The 25,397-nt window shown below is 35.8% G+C and carries 18 protein-coding genes and 2 tRNA genes; 6 read left to right on the top strand and 14 right to left on the bottom strand.

What is annotated here, in order from left to right:
* Nucleotides 1-732: 732 nt before the first annotated feature.
* A tRNA-Lys gene (locus ACFIMG_RS02840) sits at nt 733-808 on the bottom strand.
* Between the two features lie 436 nt (nt 809-1,244).
* On the opposite strand from ACFIMG_RS02840, the gene ACFIMG_RS02835 reads away from it, so the two are divergent.
* Nucleotides 1,245-2,813 (top strand): TerC family protein, encoded by a 1,569-nt coding sequence (locus ACFIMG_RS02835; protein ID WP_375678404.1) that lies wholly within the window; start codon nt 1,245-1,247, stop codon nt 2,811-2,813.
* Between the two features lie 655 nt (nt 2,814-3,468).
* Here the strand turns inward: ACFIMG_RS02835 and ACFIMG_RS02830 are convergent.
* The 6 genes from ACFIMG_RS02830 to ACFIMG_RS02805 form a co-directional block, all read right to left on the bottom strand.
* The gene (locus ACFIMG_RS02830; RefSeq protein ID WP_375632822.1) at nt 3,469-3,567 is read right to left on the bottom strand and encodes a hypothetical protein; all 99 of its coding nucleotides are present in this window, start codon (nt 3,565-3,567) and stop codon (nt 3,469-3,471) included.
* Between the two features lie 2,201 nt (nt 3,568-5,768).
* Complete coding sequence (locus tag ACFIMG_RS02825; protein WP_375632361.1) at nt 5,769-5,915, bottom strand: hypothetical protein; 147 nt, start codon at nt 5,913-5,915, stop codon at nt 5,769-5,771.
* Between the two features lie 28 nt (nt 5,916-5,943).
* On the bottom strand, nt 5,944-6,249 hold the full coding sequence (locus ACFIMG_RS02820) for a hypothetical protein (RefSeq protein WP_375678405.1): 306 nt from the start codon (nt 6,247-6,249) through the stop codon (nt 5,944-5,946).
* A gap of 130 nt (nt 6,250-6,379) precedes the next feature.
* Nucleotides 6,380-6,484: a hypothetical protein gene (locus ACFIMG_RS02815; protein WP_375613508.1), complete on the bottom strand. Its 105-nt coding sequence runs from the start codon at nt 6,482-6,484 to the stop codon at nt 6,380-6,382.
* Between the two features lie 127 nt (nt 6,485-6,611).
* Nucleotides 6,612-6,803 carry a hypothetical protein gene (locus tag ACFIMG_RS02810; RefSeq protein ID WP_375678406.1) on the bottom strand — a complete coding sequence of 64 codons (192 nt, stop codon included), beginning with the start codon at nt 6,801-6,803 and terminating at the stop codon, nt 6,612-6,614.
* A gap of 536 nt (nt 6,804-7,339) precedes the next feature.
* Nucleotides 7,340-7,416: transfer RNA gene (locus ACFIMG_RS02805), tRNA-Arg, on the bottom strand.
* A 263-nt stretch (nt 7,417-7,679) separates the two neighbouring features.
* On the opposite strand from ACFIMG_RS02805, the gene ACFIMG_RS02800 reads away from it, so the two are divergent.
* Nucleotides 7,680-8,453 carry an NAD kinase gene (locus ACFIMG_RS02800; protein WP_375612145.1) on the top strand — a complete coding sequence of 258 codons (774 nt, stop codon included), beginning with the start codon at nt 7,680-7,682 and terminating at the stop codon, nt 8,451-8,453.
* Nucleotides 8,454-8,599: 146 nt separating this feature from the next.
* The gene (locus ACFIMG_RS02795) at nt 8,600-10,003 is read left to right on the top strand and encodes a DEAD/DEAH box helicase (RefSeq protein WP_375620798.1); all 1,404 of its coding nucleotides are present in this window, start codon (nt 8,600-8,602) and stop codon (nt 10,001-10,003) included.
* A gap of 59 nt (nt 10,004-10,062) precedes the next feature.
* Here the strand turns inward: ACFIMG_RS02795 and gltX (ACFIMG_RS02790) are convergent, their stop codons facing one another.
* From gltX (ACFIMG_RS02790) to ACFIMG_RS02760, 7 genes are all read right to left on the bottom strand, one after another.
* Nucleotides 10,063-11,436 carry a glutamate--tRNA ligase gene (gene gltX, locus ACFIMG_RS02790; protein WP_375678407.1) on the bottom strand — a complete coding sequence of 458 codons (1,374 nt, stop codon included), beginning with the start codon at nt 11,434-11,436 and terminating at the stop codon, nt 10,063-10,065.
* Nucleotides 11,437-11,446: 10 nt separating this feature from the next.
* Nucleotides 11,447-13,108: an NAD+ synthase gene (locus ACFIMG_RS02785; RefSeq protein ID WP_375678408.1), complete on the bottom strand. Its 1,662-nt coding sequence runs from the start codon at nt 13,106-13,108 to the stop codon at nt 11,447-11,449.
* A gap of 119 nt (nt 13,109-13,227) precedes the next feature.
* Nucleotides 13,228-14,607, bottom strand: coding sequence for a class II 3-deoxy-7-phosphoheptulonate synthase (locus tag ACFIMG_RS02780; protein ID WP_375678409.1), 1,380 nt, complete (start codon nt 14,605-14,607; stop codon nt 13,228-13,230).
* A 68-nt stretch (nt 14,608-14,675) separates the two neighbouring features.
* On the bottom strand, nt 14,676-16,067 hold the full coding sequence (gor, locus tag ACFIMG_RS02775) for a glutathione-disulfide reductase (RefSeq protein ID WP_375678410.1): 1,392 nt from the start codon (nt 16,065-16,067) through the stop codon (nt 14,676-14,678).
* 203 nt (nt 16,068-16,270) lie between these two features.
* A complete protein-coding gene (locus tag ACFIMG_RS02770) occupies nt 16,271-16,840 on the bottom strand; it encodes a DUF2059 domain-containing protein (RefSeq protein WP_375674319.1) in 570 nt (189 codons plus the stop codon).
* 107 nt (nt 16,841-16,947) lie between these two features.
* Nucleotides 16,948-17,652, bottom strand: coding sequence for a ribose-5-phosphate isomerase RpiA (rpiA, locus tag ACFIMG_RS02765; RefSeq protein WP_375674320.1), 705 nt, complete (start codon nt 17,650-17,652; stop codon nt 16,948-16,950).
* A gap of 482 nt (nt 17,653-18,134) precedes the next feature.
* Nucleotides 18,135-20,393: a ComEC/Rec2 family competence protein gene (locus ACFIMG_RS02760; protein WP_375678411.1), complete on the bottom strand. Its 2,259-nt coding sequence runs from the start codon at nt 20,391-20,393 to the stop codon at nt 18,135-18,137.
* Between the two features lie 111 nt (nt 20,394-20,504).
* On the opposite strand from ACFIMG_RS02760, the gene gltX (ACFIMG_RS02755) reads away from it, so the two are divergent.
* The 3 genes from gltX (ACFIMG_RS02755) (at nt 20,505) to ACFIMG_RS02745 (ending at nt 24,953) form a co-directional block, all read left to right on the top strand.
* On the top strand, nt 20,505-21,935 hold the full coding sequence (gltX, locus tag ACFIMG_RS02755; RefSeq protein ID WP_375678412.1) for a glutamate--tRNA ligase: 1,431 nt from the start codon (nt 20,505-20,507) through the stop codon (nt 21,933-21,935).
* A gap of 262 nt (nt 21,936-22,197) precedes the next feature.
* Nucleotides 22,198-23,493 (top strand): citrate synthase, encoded by a 1,296-nt coding sequence (gene gltA / locus ACFIMG_RS02750; protein ID WP_375678413.1) that lies wholly within the window; start codon nt 22,198-22,200, stop codon nt 23,491-23,493.
* A gap of 707 nt (nt 23,494-24,200) precedes the next feature.
* Nucleotides 24,201-24,953, top strand: a complete 753-nt coding sequence (locus tag ACFIMG_RS02745; protein ID WP_375678414.1) for a transporter substrate-binding domain-containing protein — start codon at nt 24,201-24,203, stop codon at nt 24,951-24,953.
* The last annotated feature ends 444 nt before the right edge of the window (nt 24,954-25,397 follow it).

The following is a 25,397-nucleotide window of genomic DNA, read 5'->3' as shown; positions in this document are numbered from 1 at the left end:
TTATGATAGTAAAGTTTTTTTAAATAAAGAATAATCAATTCTTTATAAATCAATATATTATAATGAATCTGAGTGGCTTTCTTAATATTTATATTTTTAGAGGTTTAGCTAACGGAAAGACAGCATAGCGTAACCACACAGCTTAATATTTTAAAACTTTAAGCCTCATTAAAGTTTATTGTCTTTCGTTTAACAGGTATTAGCCTTTAAACAATTAAACTGATCTAATTTTATTACTTGTATGTCCAGCTAACTACTTTATTTTATCTTGATTTACCCTCTTGGAATACTGATGATTATTACAGAAGTTTTTTGTTTAAGCGGGAGAGTTATCAAAAAATATCCATGCTGCTGACACAACTAAAGTGTAAAGTTTCTTCTGTCTTTAAACAATATGCTAAAAATCCAAAAAAAATTTAATCAATTTATATTAAAAGAAGTGAAAACTGTTGATTTTTATACCCCTTTAAATAACACAATTGTCGGTAAGAGGCTTCTCCTTACCAATTGCAACTTAAAAAAAGAAACAATACGCATTAAAAGATCTTTAAATGTCCTTTGGAAGTTCTTTGAGTCCCCTAAAAAGTACAAACACCGATGACTAAGCTATATCAACAATCTTCACTTTTAAACAAACAGATATGGGGAAATCCTACTGCCCAATTTTATTTAGCAACTCGTACCTTAAAAAAAATTACGCAATCAATAAGTTATTTACGGTATAAAATAAAATGGTGGGTGATGAGGGGATCGAACCCACGACCCGCTGATTAAGAGTCAGCTGCTCTACCGACTGAGCTAATCACCCATAAGCTTCTCAAAAGACGAGAATGAGCGTTTCTATAACGCTCCTAAGGATAGATGTCCAGATATTTTGTTGTTTGTTATATAAACTCATTGTCTGTAAGGTTAAAAATATGATATTCACCACTTGATCTTATATAAAAATAAACCCATTATAGGAAGCTTTATAAATAAATGTTCTGATTGTTATACAGAACCTATAGTTAGAGGATTATCGAGCATAATGCCCGAGCGAAAATTAGATGAACCTTCTTGTGGTTGTAAGCGGGATGGGGCATCATTTTGTTTTATCAACAATTACATGCATTCAAGCAATATTGTGCTGTTTTTTTCTTTGAATATAAGTTTTTTACATTCAATGTTCATGATCCAATATACGAATAAAAGCCTATGAATTTTTTTTGTCAATCGCGCGCTTTTAAGCTTCTAAAAGGTAAGGAATGATGGAATGGATCACTGATCCCCATGCGTGGTTTGGTTTGATCACGCTGGTTTTTCTCGAAATTGTTTTAGGAATAGATAACCTTATCTTTATTGCAATTTTAGCTGAAAAATTGCCACTGCATTTGCGTGACCGCGCACGCTTTATAGGTCTTACTTTAGCATTAATTATGCGGCTTTTCCTTCTTACCGTTATTGGATGGGTTATGAGACTCGATAGGGTCATTCTTTCACTTTCATCTTTTGTATTTAGTTGGCATAGCTTTATTTTAATCGGTGGTGGAGCCTTTTTGCTCGCAAAGGGAACGCTAGAATTACATGAAAGGTTAGAAGGAGTATCACATGAAAGAAAAACAGGCGTTGGTTATGCTGTTTTTTGGCAAGTAATCGTCCAAGTCGTGGTGCTGGATGCCGTTTTTTCACTAGACAGTATTATTACCGCAACAGGTATGATTGCAAAAGAGCAGGCAGCAGTTATGTATATCGCAGTCATAGCTGCTATGGGAGTAATGATGTGCGGATCTGGTGCTCTTATGCGTTTTATTAATCGTCATCCCACTATTGTAATCCTTTGTCTTGGTTTTTTGATGATGATTGGTTTTACTCTCATTGTTGAAGGATTTGGTTTTCATATTCCAAAAGGGTATTTGTATGCTGCTATTGGTTTTTCTGTTCTCATCGAAGCTTTTAATCAAATTGGACGTCGTAACCGTGAAAAAATGATTAAAACGAATGATCTACGCAGTAGAACAGCTGATGCTGTTTTGAGGCTCTTAGGAGGAGGAAGCAAAGATAGTCACCTTGCTGAGACTGTAGATGTTATTGCTGAACAGGCCGCAGTTTCTGAGTTGTTTAGACCAGAAGAAAAGGAGATGATTCGTGGTGTTCTCGATTTAGCTGATCGCCCTGTTCGCTCTATCATGTCGCCGCGTAATGAAATTGAGTGGTTAGATTTAAATTCTGATGAAAATGAAATGCGTGAAGAATTACAAAAGGTTAAACATAGCCGCTTAATTCTTGCGCGTGAAAAAGTGGATGAATTTGTTGGCGTTGCGTTGACAAAAGATCTTCTTTTGAATTTGGCTGAGGGAAAAAAGATTAATTGGAAAAAAGCTATGCGAGAACCCCTCGTTGTTCATGAAAACACAAGTGTTTTACGATTGATGGAGCAATTACGTCATTCTTCGATTCAGCTTGCAATTATTGTTGATGAGCATGGATCTTTTGAAGGAATTGCAACACCAACCGATATTCTTGAAGCTATTGCAGGAGACTTTCCTGATGACGATGAAGAACTCATGATCGCAGAACAACTTGAAAATGGCAGTCTTCTTGTTGAGGGATATGCTGATATCCGCCGTTTAAGTGGTTATCTTGGGCGTAACCTTGTGGATGAAGCAGATCGTTATACGACTCTGGCAGGCTTTATGCTTTGGCAGTTTGGTCATTTACCAAATGAGGGAGAAAGCTTTGAAACTGATGGTTTACACTTTAAAGTGATTGAAATGGAACGCCGAAACATATCTAAAATCCTTATTTCTCCACTTGTATCACCAGAAAAAAGCTAATTCTTTTTATAAGCAAAATGAATAAAAAGATTTTTTTATGATTAAAAATTGAAAAGAATAAGCAGTTGATAACTCAATTGCATTTCATTATTTTTATATTTTTTCTAAGCGTAAAATAATGACATACAAAAGTTATATTATCAATGAACTTTCCATTATAAAAAATTTTCATTGATGATTGACGAAAAGCTGGAAGAGAGAAAATGGTGCAAAATTATTTGTCAATGGTCATTAATCTCAAAACAATGAATATATACAACATATTGATTTATAATAATTATTTATTACAATATTACCTTCACATCAAGAAAGCCTCTTTCAAACATCAGATTTCCGCCAATGGATAAAACTCCACCATTGTTGAGTTCACTCAACTGATGATGGCATCTTTAAACCAGACTCTGGCTCCTATAATCTTTTTAGATCTTCTTGATATTTCTTAAGGAGCTATTCCTTAGCTTTTGTTTCGATAAATTTAGCTATTTTTTTCCTTCCAAGAATGAAACTCCACCTCTCTGGAAAGCTCTTATCAAGAACTTTGTTTTTCTTCCAGATGGTTCATATTTTTTACTACTTTTGCAATGAAAGCGTAGCTGAGTTGCTTAGATTTGACTACTTCTTTGACTAAAGCCAATGCACGTTCAAAATGAATCTGTTAGGTATTTTCATCAAAGCCTAAATGATCCTCTGTACTGAAAATTTGGTAATAAGATTGTAAGGTTGCAACATCACCCAATAAAGCTAGTGCACCAATATGAAGTAAGCTATAATCTGCATCATCTACCTTGATAACCTTTATGTGCCCTCCAACTTCACTCTATCGCCAAGGTGGTGCTCCATATCTGGAATAAAAGCATTTATGAAGATCAATTTTTTCTATCGCCTATTTCAAGACATAATCCCGCTTAATTCCAACCAATCCGCATATATTTCTTCTTCACAAACTCTCAATCCCTTTTTATAAAAATCAAGTTGTAGATCTTGTAAGTGCTGAGAATTGATAGGGATCAATTACCATATAGGCAGCAGCTAAAATACCAGTACTAATCGAAACTCCAACATCAACTTACGGATAACCTTTGATAATTGCGTCATTATAAAGAATTTGTACTTCACAATCTGGTAGTTGATAACATGCTGAATAATTATCTACCTCTTTAATTTTTTCAACAAACCAATCAAGATTTTTGAAGAACACTGTTGCACTCTCCATGATTAAAAAATTCTTTGCTCTACCTCAAAAGAGGTTGTATCCATATCAAAAGTCAAAAGCGAAGCAGATTTTTGCAAACAAAAGTGATAACGCCGTGTAAGAGAAGAATCTTATCAATAAGGTCTTTGGTGATTTCTTTTGCAACGTCTAAACGAGAGGGAATCTTATTCATAAAAAAATATAATAAAGTCAATAGTTTGCATGCAATTATTTTATATGAATCCCATTTAAAATCTACATTTTTATACGTGATTTAATTAACCATTTTTCATAAACAATTACCATGTATGGATAGACCATAAAAAGCAAATCATGATGCAAATGTTATAACGCATGTAAACATTCAAATGAAGTGAACGCAGCTATCATTCATAACAGTTCATAAATTTTATGATACGTTTTTATCACACACAAATCGCATTATTAAAAACGTAATCGTTTGAAATTATCGATAACATAAATTGCATGCGTTTAAAGAATGGTATGGGGTTTACTCTTTTTTTGAGCTAAACCTTAAAAGAAATAATCATTTGAAACTATCATAGAATAGGTTTTAATTCATTAAGGGCACATAAAAGGATTTAAAGACAAGTCGATTTTAAAGCGGCGCTTACTAAAAAGTTAGTCAATAATAAGCAGACATTATATAGATATTATCATCACAACAGGTAATGAAATTGATAATGTTATGTCGTAGAAATCAAAAGATTTTTAATGATATAACGCAGGCAAACAAGCAAAAAACGTTTTAAAAGTTACAGTTTAAAAATACGAAACCAAATGAAATCCCCTCAAATTTGAGGATACTTATTAAGACAAAGATAAGTAGATAAATTTCAAAAGGATTGCAATCATATTACAAAGGCATGGTGTTTTACTCAATTTTGAGTCAAAAGCGACAATATTAAAGACTGCTCTACTCTAAAGTTAACGAGCTCAAATTTGGGCTGGTTAATTTTGCCAGCCCAAATATAGAGCGGCTTATTTGAAAAGAAGTTATGTTTAAATGCAAAGTGAAAATACGCTTATGAGAACCTCACTAAATGAACGTTTAAACGTTTAGAGACATAAAATGATATCTCTATAAATACGTTTGAAACCTAGATTTATAACAGTTTAAAAGCCTTAGATTTTATAAAAAGCGGTTGTTTATTGTCTTATGAAAAGCTGCTTTTAAAAACCAATGTTCGTAAATGTAAACAACGGGTTTTGTTACAAATATTCACTTAATACGCATTTTCTCTTGATTGTCTTGATATGAACCTACCAAGCGTTGAGACATTTTGATAATGTACTTTATGTCAAATGACCACTTCAAAAATGCGAGCATTATTCTTAATACGCTTTATAGCCATACATAAAGTGTTTATAGGTTCTGTAATTCAAATGAGTGATTAAAGATCATAGCTGTCATTTACGTTCCTTTTGATCAGTTTTAATCAATAGAATAGAGCGTTTGCAATGTGATACGTTTTGTATACATGCATTCTATTATTGACTTCTTTTGTATGATCTGTAGTACCTCTATTTAAAAGCAGCGTCATATCAATTGGCACAGCTTTCTTTTATGATGCGTTTATAACCATCAAAGAAGCACCCTCCACGTCTGTCATTTATTCTGTTTATCAATCTTGATAACATCATCACTTTCATAAACCTCACAATTTATGGGAACCGAATATAAATCGCTATGTCTTTTTATTCTTGCATTGCCATATACATTACTTCTAATCACGATATAATCAGGAGATCTTGGCATTGCCATAAACAGAGCCGTAGACCTTAGTATGACACCCCACGCTAGCATTGCCGTAAACCTTGCCTAACAACCGCATGATCATAAACCGCGGCATTGCTATGAATACGTGCACTACCGGATAATTTTGCATTCCCATAAACCCGCGCTTAATGATAAACTCAAACGTTATAAGAAAGATGAGCATTGTCATAAACATGAACACCAAAATACACATGGGTTTTATCACATATAAGGGTATTGCCATACACATAGCCACCAATGGCAGCATTGCCATAGCCCCTTATATTTTCATAAACACAACCAGATTTTACAACACAGACATTATCAGCAACCCAGCAATTACCATCATGAGAGAGATTGCTTTCATTTTCAATAAAAGCATCTAGATCGCCTTTTTTTACATCACCAAAATCGTTTAAAGCACGAATGCGATAATATATATATATATATACATGACCAGTCACGAAATCCATTTGATTGATCTATTCATATTTTGGATGGTTTTTTCTGATTAACAGGAGCGGTTTCATTTGCAATGAAAGAAATAACGGAGGTGTTTTTTGATATAGTTATCATAATTAAACCTGTATGTTTTTAAAAGTTTTGAACAGACATTAAGCCAGCTCCAAACCAAATGTTTGTTGCATCAAGCGCTCTGTTCAAACTAATAATAACATATTCATTACCTAGTAGTAGAATACCAACTCCTACACCTGCATAAAGCGAAGCAATAACCCGCCCATATGGCTATGCTGCATGACCATAATAGAACCAAAAACCATCATTGCTACACTCGCAACACCAGCAGCAAAACGGATCAAAAGGACTAAGTGTTAACGCCATGAAAATAATTAAGTGCACTCATTACTATAGCTGCACAAGATAGTATGCGAGGAGCAAGAAATATAATCCCAATTCTGCCAAACGTAAAGAACATACTCCCAACTAAATAACCACCATAATTAGCGTTTAGTATATAAGAAAGTTGATTAAAAGTAAACAATCCCTCACCCAACATAACTGGCAATATTGGTGTATAGAGAAATCACCAGATACCCATATCAAAACCATATCGAATACAGCATTTTGAAACAATTCAAATCTTGACGGTTGTTTTTTCCCCCTTATTATTCCTTTAACTGGTGATATTCCTCATCTGCGTTCCATATCACCATAACGACCTTTAACTCCAAAAATAGAATAAAAGCAAATTTAGCTATCTATTTTAATGCTCAAAACAATATATTTAGCGATCTACTATCAACATCGCCAGATCAGTTGTACAATAACATATTGAATTAATATGTATTTTTATATTATAAATGTTTATAGTTAAATTGAAAGCACATTTAGATAATCTTGCTTTTTTATCTCGATGTTCAAAATGGCTAACCGAAAAATTATATACGCAGCCGTAAATTTTACTTCTCTTAAAATTATTTGCTTATTCGCTGCAAAACTTAATAAACAACTCGAATAACCATTTTCATAAAGAGGAAATTGGCTTCTTTTTAGGTAATATTGTTATTTGGGATGATATGAAGTTGAAGAATTTGGTGCACCCGACAGAATTCGAATCTGTGACCTCTGCCTTCGGAGGGCAGCGCTCTATCCAGCTGAGCTACGGGTGCTTCACACTGATTATTAAAATCAGTTATGGTCTTTTAACTAATCATACTCTTAGCTTCAATGCTAAATTATCATTCTAATAAAAAAATTACTCGTTTGTAGTTTATCTAACGACGCATTCCTTTTACTTTTTAATGATACTTTACCTTGAAATAACTTCTCTTTATTCAATGCTCTTTTTATTATAAAAAGAGCTTTTATTACAACTTCAAAACTCTCAAAAATAAGTTACAACATAAATTATAAGTATCAGGATAATTTTTAAATGGCTACATTACCAAGTCGCTTTCATTTTATTTCCGCAGAAACTGAGGAGGCTATCAAAGCTACCCATAAATTAATTTCCGTTTATGGTCATTCTTCTCTGGAAGAAACTGATATTGTTGTTGCAATCGGTGGTGATGGGACAATGTTACAAACCGTACGAGATGTCATGAACACAGGCAAACCTATTTATGGTATGAATCAAGGTTCTGTAGGGTTTCTTATGAATGAATTTCATGAAAAAAAATTGCCCAATCGTATTGCTGCCGCACATAAAAAAGAAATCCATCCCCTGCGCATGATTGCAAAATCTGAATGTCAAGATTCTATCGAGGCGCTTGCAATTAATGAAGTATCCCTCTTTCGGCAATCTTATCAAGCGGCAAAAATTCGCATCACCATTGATAACAACGTACGCATGGAACAATTAAGTTGTGATGGTGTCCTCGTCGCTACACCAGCTGGATCAACCGCCTATAATTTATCAGCACAAGGACCTATCTTACCTCTTATGGCTCCCCTTATGGCCCTCACTCCCGTTAGCCCTTTTCGCCCTCGGCGTTGGCATGGAGCTTTGCTTCCCGATACAGTAACAGTGCGCTTTGATATGCTTGAACCTGACAAACGCCCTGTAAACGCTGCTGCAGATAATATTGAAGTTAAATCTGTCCATTCAGTTACTATTTCAATGGCAACAGAAGTAACAGCTTCAATCCTTTTTGACTCAAATCATTCATGGGATGAGCGCATTTTATCAGAACAATTTCGCTATTAATGATTGTATTATGCGTTTTATATGTATATGATTGTTATAGTTAGTTTTTTTTGTGAAAACATCTTAACACTTTTAAAGAGTGTAGAATATTGGTTATAATCATCATTAGATAGCGCAGTTAAAATCACAGAGCAGTTGATAAAAAAATGATACCATCTTTAAACAGTTTTGATGATTTAGGTCTTTCCGCAAAGGTTATTAATGCGGTGAAATCAGCGGGGTATACAGCTCCGACACCTATTCAAAGTGAAACAATTCCGCATGTCCTTCAAAGAAAAGACGTTTTAGGAATCGCCCAAACGGGAACAGGTAAAACCGCCTCTTTCGTATTGCCTATGCTCACTCTCCTTGAAAAAGGTCGTGCAAGAGCACGAATGCCCCGTACACTCATCTTAGAACCAACAAGAGAAATTGCAGCTCAAGTTGAAGAAAATTTTGATAAATACGGAATAAATCATCGTTTAAATGTTGCTCTTTTGATTGGTGGAGTTTCTTTTGAACTCCAAGATCGCAAACTTGAACGGGGAGCTGATGTTCTTATAGCAACACCAGGGCGCCTTCTTGATCATTGCGAGCGCGGTAAACTGCTCCTGATGGGCGTTGAAATCCTTGTGATTGATGAAGCTGATCGCATGTTGGATATGGGCTTTATTCCTGATATTGAACGCATCTGTAAGCTAACCCCTTTTACGCGTCAAACTTTGTTCTTTTCTGCAACAATGGCGCCAGAAATTACAAAACTAACGAAACAATTTTTACATTCTCCTGTATCTGTTGAAGTTACAAAAGCATCCTCAACAGCTACCACAATTACACAACGGCTTGTCAAATCTGGAAATAAATCATGGGATAAAAGAGCGGTTTTACGAGAGCTTATCCAAAATGAAGGTGCAGAGCTTCAAAATGCAATCATTTTCTGTAATCGAAAGAGAGATATCTCTGAACTTTTTAGATCGCTCATCAAACATAACTTTAATGTAGGGGCACTTCATGGAGATATGGACCAATATTCGCGCATGAACACCCTAGCTGATTTTAAAAATAATAAACTTACACTTCTTGTTGCTTCTGATGTTGCTGCCCGTGGACTCGATATTCCAGCTGTAAGTCATGTATTTAACTATGATGTTCCTACACATGCTGAAGACTATATCCATCGAATTGGTCGTACAGGGCGTGCAAATCGCAGCGGAAAAGCTTTTACAATTGTCACAAAAGCTGATCAAAAATATATCAATGCCATCGAAGAAATGAGTAATGAAAAAATTGAATGGCTCAATGGAGATCTCTCAACTTTAATAGCCGATGATCAAACAGAAGATATTGTTGTAAAGAAAAAATCTTCAAAACCATCAAAGAAAACTGCTCCAAAAGAGACTGTTGCTCACACTAAAAAATCTGTAGAAGAGAATAAAACAGAATATATCAAAAATGCAAATAATAAGGAGAAGCCATCTGAGCAACAACGCTCACGAAAAAATAAGAATTACACGCCCATTGGATTTGGTGATGATATTCCTGCTTTCATGCTTATAAAAACGTGTAAATAAACCCGTTCTTTACTCTCTTTAAGAGTGAAATGAACGAAATACTTTTAAAAAATCCGCTCTTATTTCCTAGAGAGCCTTTCCGTTACCTTTTCACGCCCTAAAAGCTGCAAAATTTTTCCCATTTCAGGTCCATGATCCATGCCCGTAAGTGCCTGACGTAATGGCATAAATAAAGCTTTTCCTTTTCGACCTGTTTTTTCTTTTAATGCTGTTGTCCAAATTTTCCAACTTTCCTCATTCAAAGCACCTTCAGGTAAGAAATCGAGTGATTGGTGCACAAAAGCACGATCCTCTAGTGCTACTGTATCAAAATTCTGTTCATCATGAATGATTTTCCACCAAAAAACAGCTTCATTGACTTTATTAATATTGCTTCTTATCGCGTTCCAGAAATATTCCGCTTTATCTCCCTCAATAGAAAGTTTTTTAAGGCGCATTTTTACTTCCTCATAGGTTAACTCATGGACAAGATGACTATTCAAAGCAAGAAGATCAGCAATATCAAATTTTGCAACGGATATTGACGTATCTTGGAGATTAAAATGCTCTAAAAGCGCAGCTTGATTGGGATAGGGACGCACATTTTGCGATGTCCCAATCAAAACGGCAAGGCATTGAACAGCTATAGATTCAAATCCTTCTTCCCGTAGAGAACGAATAGAAAGATCATTATTACGTTTTGAAAATCCTTTTCCTAAAACTGTCGCCAATAAATTGGTATGAGCAAAAACCGGTAATTCTGCATTAAGAGCTTTAAAAAGAGCAATTTGAGCGCCTGTATTTGTAATATGATCATCCCCACGAATAATATGCGTAATAGCCATATCTACATCATCAACAATAGACGGCAATGTATAAAGATAGGTTCCATCTTCACGAATAAGAACAGGATCTGAAAGAGAAGCTAAATCAATCGTCTGCTTTCCCTTTATTGCATCATTCCAGCAAACTTCTGTTCGCTTTGTGTGTAAAGGATCACTTTCAAAATTAGGAAGAAGAAAACGCCAATGGGGTTTACGACCTTGTGATTCAAAGTTTTTTCTCTCTTCTGTTGTCAACTTCAATGCTGCACGGTCATAAACAGGAGGCAATTTGCGTGAAAGCTGGATTTTACGACGCCGCTCTAATTCCTCTGTTGTCTCATAACAAGGATAAAGAAGGCCACGTTGTTTGAGAATTTCTGCCACTTCATCATATCGATTAAATCGCTTGGATTGGTAATAAATTGCATCTGGTTGAATACCAAGCCATTCAAGGTCAACAGCAATAGCATCGATATATTCTTGTTTAGAACGTTCAATATCTGTATCATCATAGCGTAAAATAAATTCTCCCTTATACGCTTGCGCATAAAGCCAGTTGAAAAGCGCAATACGGATATTGCCAATATGAATATAACCTGTTGGAGAGGGAGCAAAACGAACTTTAACCATAAAATAATACTCAATTTTTATCGCGAAAATGATTGACTATAGGATAGCGACGATCGCGTCCGAAATTTTTGTAACTGATTTTTACACCAGGCGCAGATTGACGCCTTTTATATTCGGCACCATAAAGAAGCTGTTCAACTTTCGCAACAGTTTCTCGTGAATGTCCACGTTTAACAATATCACAAATACTCATGTCATTTTCTACAAGAGATTGTAATATATCATCTAAAATAGGATAAGGCGGAAGAGAATCTTCATCTTTTTGATTTTCCCGCAGCTCTGCAGAGGGTGCTTTTTCTATAATATTGGATGGAATGATCATTCCTTCTGGTCCTCTCAAATTGTGCAAGTGATTTTTATTGCGCCACTCCGCTAATGCATAAACTTGCATTTTATAAATATCTTTAAGAGGATTAAACCCGCCATTCATATCCCCATACAGTGTTGTATATCCCACAGCCATTTCTGACTTATTGCCTGTCGTTACCACCATTGAGCCGAATTTATTTGAAAGCGCCATTAAAAGTGTACCGCGTATACGACTTTGAAGATTTTCCTCTGTGACGTCAGAGGGTAACCCTGAAAAAACAGGTGCCATTGTCTTTAAAAAAGCCTCAACAGGTTGTGCAATCGGTATGATTTCATAACGACATCCCAAAAGATCAGCACATTTTTTGGCATCTTTTAATGATTCTTGCGAAGTATAATGATAGGGCATCATAATGGTGCGAACCCTCTCAGCACCAAGAGCATCCACCGCCATTGCCGTACACAGGGCTGAATCAATTCCTCCTGAAAGACCAAGAATAACATCCTTAAAGCCGTTTTTATTAATGTAATCTTTCAACCCCAAAACACAAGCTTGATAATCAGCCGCTAATCCATTGAGAAGACTTTCATTAGGACCTGAAATACAGTGCCATCCCGTCGTTGTTTTTTGCCAATGGCTTAAAGCAATATGGCTATCAAAGTGTTTCATTTGAAATATCTTTTTGCCTTGTCCATTCAAGGCAAAAGACCCACCATCAAAAACGAGCTCATCTTGACCACCTACTTGATTAGCGTAGATAATTGGCACTCCAGATTGTAGAGCCTGTGTATGAACAACGTCTATACGTTTTAATGTTTTATTACGATAATAAGGAGATCCGTTAAGGACAAGAATAATTTCCGCTCCTTTATCTTTAAGCTCTGTACTAAGAGAGGAATCATTCCAAAGATCCTCACAAATGACTATTCCTAATTTAATTCCATGATAGACAATAGGCTGAGGACGTGGACCTGAAGAAAATAAACGCTTTTCATCAAATTCAGCATAATTAGGTAAATCAAACTTCAAACATTCGGCAATGACTTTCCCTTCATCAAGAACCATGACAGCGTTGTAAATATTACCATTGCGCCTTAATGGAAGACCAATAACAATTCCTGGTCCGCCTACGGTTATCTTTGCTAATTTCTCAACAGTCTCTTCACATGTTTTTGTAAAAGCAGGTTTTAGAACAAGATCTTCCGGCGGATAAGCGCTTATAAAAAGTTCCGTGAATAAAACAAGATCAGCCCCCTCTTCTTTGGCCTTTTGATGCGCCATGACAGCTAAAGAAAAATTTCCCTTAATATCACCGACAATAGGATTCAATTGGGCAATTGATACCCGAAAATCATTTTTCATAAGCCTTTGTATCATTTCATCAGTTTAGCAACCACAACTTTATTCTTCATCATCGGAAACATCATTTTTTAAAATTCTTTTCTGCCATAATGACCTAAAAATATTAAGCAAATTTTTGCCTACCCCCCAGCAGCAATTGCTAACGAGTCAGTCACGCGATTTTTTTTAAGGAGTTCAGCAACAAGAAAAGCCAATTCTAACGCTTGATCTGCATTTAACCGTGGATCACATTGCGTATGATAACGATCAGATAAATCGTCCACAGAAATGGCGTGCGCCCCTCCTGTACATTCAGTAACATCACGACCTGTCATCTCAATATGAATGCCTCCTGGATAAGTTCCTTCTCCACGATGCACTGCAAAAAAATTCTCTACTTCTTTTAAAACATAATCAAAGGGACGCGTCTTATAACCATTGGCAGTAATTGTATTGCCATGCATTGGATCACATGACCATATAACCGCACGCTTCTCGCGTTCAACGGCACGGATGAGTTTAGGCAGATAACGTTCAACTTTATCATAACCAAAGCGCGTAATGAGAGTAAGCCGCCCCAACTCGTTTTCAGGATTTAAAATATCAATTAATTTTAAAAGCTCATCAGACTCAATGGAAGGACCACATTTTAATCCTATAGGATTTTTAATGCCGCGACAATATTCAACGTGAGCATGGTCAATCTGACGCGTACGGTCACCAATCCATAGCATATGACCAGATGTTGCATACCAATTTCCTGAAGTTGAATCAATCCGAGTCAAAGCCTCTTCATAACCAAGCAACAGTGCTTCATGACTGGTATAAAAAGATGTTTCACGCAATGAAGAATGTGTTTTGGATGTAATCCCTATAGAACGCATAAAATCAATTGCTTCAGAAATACGCTCTGCCAATAATTCATAACGTTCCCCCTGCGGACTGTTAGAAACAAAACTCAACATCCATGTGTGAACATTTTCTAAATTAGCATAGCCACCTTGTGAAAAAGCACGCAATAGATTAAGTGTTGCCGCAGATTGGCGATAAGCCATAGACATCCGTTGCGGATCTGGAATACGAGAACCGGCTTCAAATTCAATGCCATTAATAATATCCCCACGATAAGCAGGAAATTCAACCCCCTCTTTTCTTTCTATATCAGAAGAGCGAGGCTTTGCAAATTGACCAGCAATACGACCAATCTTAACAACCGGTTTAGAACTACCAAAGGTTAAAACAATCGCCATTTGCAAAAATACGCGAAAAAAATCACGGATATTATCAGCTTCATGTTCTGCAAAGCTTTCGGCACAATCACCACCTTGTAATAAAAAAGCTTGGCCTTTCGCAACGGCTGCTAATTCATTTTTTAAATCACGTGCTTCACCGGCAAAAACTAAAGGAGGATAGCTTCTCAGTTTTCGCTCAACATCTTCTAACATAGACTTATCCGGATAAGTCGGAACTTGTTTAATTGGCCTTGTTCTCCAAGTGTCAGGCGCCCATTCTTTTATCATTACACTCTCTCTAAAGATTAAGCTTAAAGATTAGCATATCAAAAACTTTTTACCATAATATATGCTGTTTAACTTTCTATTTTCTTCCCATTTTCATATATATAACTTGGTTTATACATTGTTACCAATTCTTCTGCCATCGTTGGATGCACTGCCATCGTCTCGTCAAAGATATCCTTCGTCAGCTTACCCTTGAGAGATATCCCTATAAGCTGTGCCATCTCACCAGCATTTTCCCCTAAAATATGAGCGCCCACAACAATACGGCTTTCACCATCAACAATGAGTTTCATAAGCATTTTCTCTGAACTACCAGAAAGAACATTACGCATAGGACGAAAAACTGTACGATAAATTTCAAGACGCTTATAACGCTCTACCGCCTCTTCTTCTGAAAGACCCACCGTTCCAATCTCTGGCTGTGAAAAAACTGCTGTTGTAATTAAATCATAATCAGGTGTTGTGGGAATATTCTCAAATGCTGTCTTAACAAAACACATTGCATCATGAATCGCAACAGGTGTTAATTGAATATGACCTGTTACATCACCAACAGCCCAAATATGGGGGATATTTGTTGTCATTTTCTCATCAACAACAACTGCACCAAATTCATCCACTTGAACACCTGCCCTATCAAGTCTTAAACCCGTTGTATTTGGTACACGCCCCGTAGCCAACATAATCTGATCGGCACTGATTATTTTCCCATTTGATAAAACAACTTCATAACAATTTTCTGCAGCCTGCACTTTAGAAATTGTTATTCCGTAGAGAATAGAAATCCCTTTTTCAATCATTGCATCGCTGAGCAATTGCCGCAAATCATGATCAAAATTACGAAGGATTAAATCACTCCGATGGAGGAGTGTTGTTTTTACACCTAATTCATGAAAAATATTAGCAAATTCAACACCAATATACCCTCCACCAACAATGACTATTGATTTTGGGAGTTGATCAAGGTCAAAAATCTCATTAGAAGTAAGGCAAAATTCACCACCTTCTATGGGAGTATTTTGTGCAAATTTTGCTCCCGTTGCAATCAAAATTTTTTCTGCACTTACCCGCTCACCCGTGGCAGAAAGCTCTAATGTGTGATCATCTATAAAAGTAGCACGACTTTCATAAATATGCACATTGTTATTTTCTAATCCCTTACGATACAGCCCTTCTAACCTTGATATTTCTTTATTTTTAGCTGCAACCAACTTTTCCCAGCTAAAAATTGGATCCGCATATTCCCACCCAAAACCAACACTTTTCTTAAATTCTTTTACATATTGTGAGGCATAAACATAAAGTTTTTTGGGAACGCAACCACGAATAACACAAGTGCCCCCTATACGATATTCCTCTGCTATAGCGACCCGCTTGCCAAGACCTCCAACAAGCCGTGCTGCACGCACTCCACCAGAACCACTTCCAATAACAAATAAATCAAAATCAAAAGAGCCCACGAATTATTCCTTCTTATATAGCTGCAAGAGTAGGCTAAGGTCTTTTATTATCAAATGAAAGTCTTTTTTTCTTTTGAAGAAGCCTTTTTTATAAAGCAGTATTCTAAAAAGACCTACTCTCATTAAAATATTAAAAACGGCGGGAAAACCGCCGCTATTAAAAAAATCAGAAATTGCCCATTGTTGTCATGATATCGATCAAGCTATTTTTTATTTTCTGAAGATTCTGATTTTATTGGCATATTTGTAGGCATAGTAGAATTATTCAAATTAAGTGTTTCAGACATCTCTTTTTTCACATTTTCTATAAGATCCCGCATAAGAGCAGTACGCCATATATCAAATGCTGAATAAGAATCACGTGCAATATTGGGGACTTCTGTCAAAAACTTTTTACCGGTATCAGAATTATAAAATGTTGTTATCGCATCAAGCTCTTTTTGAGTAAAATATTTTGCATATACATGAGCAATCTCTTTTTCTAGATCAGAGCGCCTTTTAATTAAAGCAAGCGCCTGCTTATCAACAATATCAGAAATAGCTGTTGCTAAATTCGGATCATCGCTGATCAGTTCATTTTTGAAATCATGGACCGCATTTGGTAAAAAACTATCAAATTGATCCGTTGCATGAATAGCTCTGATTGCCTTTCGCGCTGAATCCAAATGTTGATCACTCACACCTTGTGCATAAACCGTTCCAACATTTACAAAAAAAATAGCAATTACACCAAAATATACGACAAAACGCTGAAAAGAAAATATTATTTTCATTTAATGATTACCCCGATAGCTAATTATAATTTTAATTCGTTATTCTACCTAAAATCTTTAAGACCCTTTATTTACTGTGCTAACATATCATCATGTAAATGCCTTTTCTAAAAATCAAACGGTTCTAAAACTTTTATTTGACCATCAGCCATAGCGACAATTGCACGTGAAGCCAACCCCAAAAAAAGGCCATGCTCAACAACACCAGGAATAGCAAGAAGTGCATCCGATAATGGTTTTGGTTGCAAAATGCAGCCCCAAAATGCATCAAGAATAAAATGGCCACCATCTGTTTCAAAAGGATCTTTTCCATTCATTCGCAATGAAATTTTCCCAGAAAGCCCTAAATCATCAGCGACTTTTTCAATGGCTCTACATGTTGTGTGGATACCAAATGGATTAACTTCAATTGGTAGTGCAAAAGCACCAAGTCTTTTTACCACCTTTGTTTCATCCGCAATGACAAGCATTGCACGAGATGCCGATGCTACAATTTTTTCATACAACAATGCTCCCCCTCCCCCTTTAATGAGCATCATCTCAGGACCAATTTCATCTGCTCCGTCAATATCAAGGTCCAGCTCAGGTATTTGTTCTAAAGTGCTAACAGGCACTCCAAACTTATGACAGAGTTGTTCAGAATATCTTGAAGTAGCAACACCAGTCACACGCAAACCATCCGCAACACGCTCACCTAGAAGATGAATAAATTCATTGACTGTCGAACCAGATCCGATACCAAGCCGCATACCATCTTCAACAAACTCAAGCGCTTTAATAGCTGCCATTTTTTTTAACTGCTGAACATTCATGAATGACTTTGCCTTCTATCCGTATAAGCAGCATTTATCACCCCTATTACCACCGATAATAATGATAATAAAAGATAACCTCTTGACGCAATCTATTTAAATTTACCATCATCTTTTGCTTGAAGAGATGTTACCCGTTATAGAAATATATGATAAGAATAAAATAGAATAATCAACAATTATCTTTTTTATTTCTTTGAGAAGATTTGTTAGCATTTTTTTCATTCAATAAGAATTTTTGATTTATCTTGTGCTATCAATAGGATGCACAAAGATGCACATATCAATTTTTTTGAAAAAATTAAAATGATCAGATATAAAAAATCATCTATTTCTAGAAAACTGTAGATTATTATCTCGTTTCAATGACGTTGATAAAATTACCAATCTAAATACCGTAAAATATTATGAGAAAAGTCTTCTGTTATTTTTTGTTTTGTCATTATCCAAATGTGAAGCAAAATATGACCGATTATATGTTTTTATGAATGCTGTCTGTGCATATTCCATGGTCTATGAAACCCTAGAGAAGACCAAATAATATCTCCACCTTTGGTCATCATAACGCTTCCTCGTGATAACAATTGTTGAGGCATAAATACTATTTTTGCCTTCTTGTAACAAGTTGGATTATGCATCACAAATGTCTGAATGAGAATATCTGCCTCTACACATTGATCTGTTTCTCTCTGTAAAACGATCACTTTTAATCCATTATCCAATAAAGATGTACATACATGATAATCACAAATAAATTGTCCGTGTAACGAAGGACCATATTTTGTTGGTTTAATCGTTTCATTCACACGAAATGACTTTTTCCATATGGATGTCGTGAACTTAGAAATATGGTAACGATCAATATATAATTTTTTATCATGAATAACGCCCACGAGGCGCATATTATCTGCTATAATCAGTTGTACAGGTGAATGCAATACACAAATAGAAATACCTGCCAAAATAAACAAACTAAAAAAGAGCCGGATGGGTGTTTTGCAAAAAGTCAGTCCAACCAAGCCTATGCTCAATAAAACTAACGCTGATAACGGCATAAAACCAGGATTCAAATCAGGAGAAATAGCCTTGATAGCATGTGCAATCTTTATTACAAGATCAACTCCAAAACCCATAATTTGAAGAGGAAGCCATTCGAATCCTCCTAACATTGCAAGAACTGCGATTAATCCAAAGGGAATGACAAAAATTGAGATGACAGGCAAAGCAAAAGCATTACTAATAATGCTCAAAGATGCCATATTAGAAAAATGATAAGCAGCATAAATTCCACTTGCACTCCCTGCAACAAAGGAAGAAGCACATGTTGAAAGCATCGATGAGAAAACAAAATTTATCACTCCTCCTCCAACATAAGAGGGTGTTGTTTTTCTTTTACGAAAAAATGATCTTCCACTCCACCAATCAAAAAAAGCGATCAAAGCAGCAGTCGCAGAAAAGGACATTTGAAAGCTAGGACCTAATATTTCATGGGGTGTCATCGCTAGAGTTATCAACCCTGCAATGGAGAAATTACGCATTGTTATAGCAGAGCGATTACACAATATAGCAACCAACATAACAGCAATCATCACAAAACTTCTTTGCGCTGATATTGCTAAGCCCGACAATAACAAATAAAAAGCTGTTATCATAAAAGCAACGATAGCAGCAAATTTTTTACTGGAATAATAGGAAGAAAAAACTGGAAAAAATGCTAAAAAACTACGGATACTCAAAAGAACTATGCCGCTTAACAACGCCATATGTAAACCTGATATTGATAAAATATGGGCTAATCCAGCTGTACGTAATGCTTCATTTGTCTCATTTGAAATACCAGCACGCTGCCCTGTTATGAGGGCAGCTGCAACACTCCCCTTTTCTCCTTCAAGGGCTATATGGATTCTTTGTGTCATCTTCGTGCGTAAATTTTCAATTTTCTGTAGAATGATAGCGAATATTCCATCAGGCTGCGAAACGAATATTTTTCTTGGTTTTTCTAAATAAACGCCTTGTGCTCCAATTCTTTTAAAATAATTATGAAAACTAAAATCGTAGCCTCCTGGACGCACAGGCCCAGAGAATGCACGAATCTTAACTTTTCCATGCAGTCCATCACCAATCGCTAAGCCAGATGGCAAATATCTTGCCGATAAACGAACACGATGAAGACTATGGCGTAATACAGGATTTTCTGTATTCAAAATCTCCAAAACTAAACGAAATCCTCCTTTGGCACCTGACTCAATAGAAACAATTCTTCCCGTCAATGTAGTGACAATGTCACTGCTTAGCATGGGTGTTGCAATACGCCACGTTTCTATTTTTGCCGCTAAAGCACCCAATATAATACAAAACAGAAACCCCACGGGAATCCATATTTTTCGATAAAAACGTGCAATATAGAATATTCCCAGAAAAATACTGACCAACGCCCCCAATTGTCCCCAACTTGGTTCCCACTCTAAATGAAAATAGAAAATGATTCCTAGGGCAAAAAAAACTAAAATCAGCGAAAAAAGGATACCAAAAGAAACTTCTTTATTAATACAATCTTCTAACCATTTGCGAAAAAAAATGATTACTTCTTTTAAGAGTGTCAATAAAAAAAGTTTTTGTTGATTATAGCTACCGTTCTTTGCATCATCATACCTAGAAAAAACACTCTGCCCTATCTGACATGGCTTTTTTCTTTCTGTAACAGATTTTTCGGATAAACCCTCTTTACTTTTATAAAACATCAGTCCCCCACTTTAACTCGCAATACGGCTATTGCACGCCCCATCACTTATGCTAACATGACTTTTCTATAAAATTCCATAAGTAATATCTTAGTTTAAAGGAAAATATTCGTGTCTGTTATTACTCGTTTTGCCCCTTCACCCACTGGCTTCCTTCACATTGGTGGTGCTCGTACTGCTCTTTTTAATTGGCTTTATGCAAAACATACCGGTGGAAAAATGCTTTTACGAATTGAAGATACAGACCGAGAGCGTTCAACAGAAGCAGCTGTAAAGGCTATTATAGATGGCTTGCACTGGATGGGTCTTAGTTATGATGGCGCCCCTATTTCGCAATTCGAACGTGCAGAACGTCACCGCCAAATCGCTGAACAGTTGGTCAAGAATGGCAAAGCATATTATTGTTATGCTTCACCTGAGGAGTTAGCTGAAATGCGTGAAAAAGCCCGTACAGAAAGGCGCCCACCCCGTTATGATGGACGTTGGCGGGACCGTGACAGTTCTGAAGCTCCTAAAGGTGTTAAGCCTGTTATTCGCATCAAAGCCCCTCAAGATGGAGAAACGGTTGTACATGATCGTGTTCAAGGTGATGTCCGTTTTCCCAATAAAGATCTCGATGACTTCATTATTTTGCGTTCTGATGGTTCGCCTACCTATATGCATGCTGTTGTCGTTGATGATCATGATATGGGCATCACACATATTATACGTGGTGACGATCATCTTACCAACGCAGCCCGACAAACGATTATCTTTAAAGCAATGGGATGGGACATTCCTGTTATGGCCCATATTCCTCTTATCCATGGTGAAAACGGTGCAAAATTATCAAAGCGACATGGTGCGCTCGGTGTTGATGCCTACCGAACAATGGGATATCTTCCTGCTGCTTTGCGCAATTACCTTGTCCGTTTAGGTTGGAGTCATGGTGATGACGAACTGATGTCACTTAAAGATATGATTTCTTGGTTTGATATTGAGGATATTAACAAAGGTGCTGCTCGTTTTGATCTCAAAAAGCTCGATTCCATCAACGGACACTATATGCGTATGAGTAATGATCAAGAACTTTTTGATGCCGCTCTTAATGTTCTACCAGAAACCGATAGGGGAGCACAAATTATTGAAAAACTTGATGAAAAACGCCGTGTTCAATTTTTAAAAGCAATCCCGCATTTGAAAGAACGTTCAAAAACACTGTGCGAACTGATTGACAATGCCTCCTTCATTTTTACGCAACGACCTTTACAACTTGATGAAAAAGCTCAAATGCTCTTAGATAAAAATGGACGAACCATTTTAAACGATCTTTATCTTGCTCTGAAAGCTTGCCCCTCTTGGGATACAAAAACTCTAGATGAAACACTTCGCTCTTTTGTCCAAACACAGAATCTCAAATTTGGATCTATCGCCCAACCACTTCGCGCAGCTCTTACAGGATGTGCAACATCACCAGGTGTTTTGGATGTTCTTATTTTATTAGGACGCGATGAATCCCTTCATCGCATCAAGGACCAACTTATCACAACAATATGCCCATGATGTGCACTGAGTATATTTCCTCAAATAAGGATCTATACAGATATCTCAACGCGCCTTAAAAGAGTTTTTTATGTTATATCATTGAAATACATTTCTTATTGAGTAATAATGATCAATAAGGAAATATTTTTAGATTGCATGTACTCACTTTTAGAGGCAATCTACCCTTAATATAAGTAAGAAAAGCTTCAGTTATACATCCCCCACTCTGATGAAGCAGAGTCTTAATTTTTAGAAGTGAAGGATCTGAAAGGAATACCGAATGTCTGAGAATAACGCATATATTATTGTGAATGATAAAAAAGTAGAGCTTCCCTTGCGTAAAGGCACGAGTGGACCTGAAGTCATTGAAATTGCTTCTCTCTATAAAAAAACCGATATTTTTACTTATGATCCTGGTTTTACTTCAACAGCTTCTTGTGAATCAAAAATTACTTATATCGATGGTGATAAAGGCATATTGCTTTATCGTGGTTATCCTATTGATCAATTGGCTGAAAAAGGAGACTTTCTCGAAAGTTGTTATCTTTTACTTTATGGTGAACTCCCAACACAGCAAGAAAAAAATGAATTTGATCGATGTATTATGCAGCATACCATGGTCCACGAACAATTTGCACGCTTCTTCCATGGCTTCCGTCGTGATTCTCATCCTATGGCCGTCATGGTTGCCTGCCTTGGCGCTATGTCTGCGTTCTATCACGACTCTATTGATATTACAGATCCTCACCAGAGAATGATTGCTTCTGTTCGTCTTATCTCAAAAGTTCCAACGCTTGCTGCTATGGCCTATAAATACAGTATTGGACAAGCATTTGTTTATCCACGTAATGATCTTAGTTATGCTGCAAATTTCCTCCATATGTGCTTTGCTGTTCCTTGTGAAGAATATAAAACAAACCCTGTGCTTGCTCGGGCGATGGATCAAATATTTACCCTTCATGCAGATCATGAACAAAATGCTTCTACATCTACGGTACGTCTTGCTGGATCCTCAGGTGCTAATCCGTTTGCCTGTATTGCAGCAGGAGTTGCATGCCTTTGGGGACCAGCACATGGTGGTGCCAATGAAGCATGTCTAAAAATGCTACAAGAAATAGGTTCTATTAAAAGAATTCCTGAATTTATTGCACGTGCAAAAGATAAAAATGATCCTTTCCGCCTTATGGGCTTTGGGCACCGTGTCTATAAAAATTATGATCCACGTGCAAAAATCATGCAAAAAACCTGTCATAAAGTTTTAAAAGAACTCAACATTCAAGATGACCCTCTTCTTGATATTGCAATAGAGCTTGAAAAAATTGCCTTAAGTGATGAATATTTTATTGAGAAAAAGCTTTATCCCAATGTTGATTTCTATTCCGGCATTACATTAAAAGCTCTAGGTTTTCCAACTGAAATGTTTACTGTCCTTTTTGCATTGGCGCGCAGTGTCGGGTGGGTGGCACAATGGAAAGAAATGATTGAAGACCCTGCACAAAAAATTGGTCGTCCTCGACAACTCTACACAGGCTATGCTATGCGTGACTATGTTCCTATAGATGAACGTACAAATTAAAAAAAGAGATCAATAAAGCTTCAATTTACTGAAGCTTTATTGAGAGTAATCAAAAAACATCCTTTAAGAATTTTTATAAAACGTGATTTTAAAACTCTTTCTACAGAGATAACATCATCATAAAAATTTACTAAAAAATTCTAAGTTTTAGCTCTGTAAAGAAATTGAGAATACTCTTCTGCAAATTAGCCAAACATTTAGCAAAAAGAAATTGAAAATTTTACCTTATAATCCTCATTATCTTTAATGGAAATGTATTCCCTATCATTCCCCCATGTTTAAAAGCCTTATTACATATTAAAATCTAGCAATGTCAGAATTTTTCTTTCTATCTTCTTCAGATAAAATTGCAAAAAGCTTACATTAAGTGCTTCTCTAATTAGAATAAAAACACTTTTACATTTTGTCCTGTTAAAAGCTGAAATTTTCTTTGTATTTAAGTTGATAGTTTTTCTTTTAAAGATAAATTATTGATTTTTAAATAAAATTATTAAAAATTACCCTATAATCAATAAGAGGTGACTTTCTTTCCTGTATTTTTTATTCCCATACTTGATAAAAAGAAATTATTTTTTTGATAATGATATTCAGCATAATGATAGCAAAATGAACATAGATAAATTTTTTACATTGCTCCAAAAGAGCTTACAGATTATAAAAATTCATGATGGTTTCATATTTGCCAGCTTATCTAATAGGAGAACATAATGAAATTATTAGCAGGAGCTCTTATAATAAGCGCGACACTGTTTACCCTATCGGCCAATTCTCAAACGCTGAAAATTGCAAGCGATTCTTCTTATCCGCCATTTAGTTATATTGACTCAAATAACAAACTGCAAGGGTTTGATATTGATATATCTTATGCGCTTTGTAAAAAAATGAATGTTGAATGTACTATTGTCACACAAGACTTTGAGGGGATGATTCCCGGTCTTCTTGCCAAAAAATATGATGCTATCGTTTCTTCCCTCTCTCCTACAAAAGAGCGCTTACAAAAAATTGATTTTACAGATCCTTACTACAATACAGCACTCGCTGTTATCGTTACCAAAAATTCGGAAATTAAAGAAATCTCAACACAAGCCTTTAGAGGTAAAAACCTTGGTGTACAATCAAGTACAACACAAGCTGCATATGCGGAAGATCATTATGCCTCTGAAGGAGTTAATATCAAACTTTATCCTACAGCAACAGAAGTTAATCGTGATCTTTTAAGCCATCGGCTTGATATCATCATCTTTGATAAATTAAAAGCATTAAATTGGCTTGAAAATGAAGGAAAAGACTGCTGTCTCCTCTTGGGAACTCTAGAAGAAACAAATTTTCCTATTGCAATTGCACTCCGTCAAAATAATAATGATCTTAAAAACAGTTTTAATAAAGCAATAGAAGAAATCCGCGCCGATGGAACCTATGAGAAAATTATGAGAAAATATTTTACTTTCGATATCAATTAGATAGCACTATGAATTAAAACTCAATCTGTATATTTAAGAGGTATCTTTAACTCTTTATTGGACATGCAGGTATAATTGGAAATTCGGCATTTTTATAAGAAAATTTACATTTATCAAAATAACTTTTAATTGCTCCTTGAGATCTAAACATTTTGTAGAATCTAATGACAACAATAAGGTTGTATTTTTATCGTATCAAAATCTAATTTTTTCTTTATGTTCAAATTGAATAGCCTTATTTTCAAAAAAAATCTCAGTTTTGACTCATGAAATGATTCAAATCAATCATTTCGTGAAAATTAAGCTATCATACAAGCAATAAAATATTTATTCTTTTTTTATCAATAATGCCCAACATAATGATCTAAAATAAACATCAATAAATTTTTGAATTGCTCCCAAAAAGCTTACAGATTATAAAAACATAATGATTTCATATTGCCC

The sequence above is a fragment of the Bartonella sp. AP11XZML genome (assembly GCF_042196445.1).
In the GTDB taxonomy this organism is placed as follows: domain Bacteria; phylum Pseudomonadota; class Alphaproteobacteria; order Rhizobiales; family Rhizobiaceae; genus Bartonella.
This window is presented reverse-complemented; position numbering and strand designations above follow the sequence as displayed.

What these genes read in the sequence shown, in the direction of transcription:
- ACFIMG_RS02835 (WP_375678404.1), top strand. Translation starts at nt 1,245, where the DNA reads ATGATGGAATGGATCACTGATCCCCATGCGTGGTTTGGTTTGATCACG.
- ACFIMG_RS02825 (WP_375632361.1), bottom strand. Translation starts at nt 5,915, where the DNA reads ATGCAAAATTATCCGGTAGTGCACGTATTCATAGCAATGCCGCGGTTT.
- ACFIMG_RS02810 (WP_375678406.1), bottom strand. Translation starts at nt 6,803, where the DNA reads ATGTTGGGTGAGGGATTGTTTACTTTTAATCAACTTTCTTATATACTA.
- ACFIMG_RS02800 (WP_375612145.1), top strand. Translation starts at nt 7,680, where the DNA reads ATGGCTACATTACCAAGTCGCTTTCATTTTATTTCCGCAGAAACTGAG.
- ACFIMG_RS02795 (WP_375620798.1), top strand. Translation starts at nt 8,600, where the DNA reads ATGATACCATCTTTAAACAGTTTTGATGATTTAGGTCTTTCCGCAAAG.
- gltX (WP_375678407.1), bottom strand. Translation starts at nt 11,436, where the DNA reads ATGGTTAAAGTTCGTTTTGCTCCCTCTCCAACAGGTTATATTCATATT.
- ACFIMG_RS02785 (WP_375678408.1), bottom strand. Translation starts at nt 13,108, where the DNA reads ATGAAAAATGATTTTCGGGTATCAATTGCCCAATTGAATCCTATTGTC.
- ACFIMG_RS02780 (WP_375678409.1), bottom strand. Translation starts at nt 14,607, where the DNA reads ATGATAAAAGAATGGGCGCCTGACACTTGGAGAACAAGGCCAATTAAA.
- ACFIMG_RS02770 (WP_375674319.1), bottom strand. Translation starts at nt 16,840, where the DNA reads ATGAAAATAATATTTTCTTTTCAGCGTTTTGTCGTATATTTTGGTGTA.
- rpiA (WP_375674320.1), bottom strand. Translation starts at nt 17,652, where the DNA reads ATGAATGTTCAGCAGTTAAAAAAAATGGCAGCTATTAAAGCGCTTGAG.
- ACFIMG_RS02760 (WP_375678411.1), bottom strand. Translation starts at nt 20,393, where the DNA reads ATGTTTTATAAAAGTAAAGAGGGTTTATCCGAAAAATCTGTTACAGAA.
- gltA (WP_375678413.1), top strand. Translation starts at nt 22,198, where the DNA reads ATGTCTGAGAATAACGCATATATTATTGTGAATGATAAAAAAGTAGAG.
- ACFIMG_RS02745 (WP_375678414.1), top strand. Translation starts at nt 24,201, where the DNA reads ATGAAATTATTAGCAGGAGCTCTTATAATAAGCGCGACACTGTTTACC.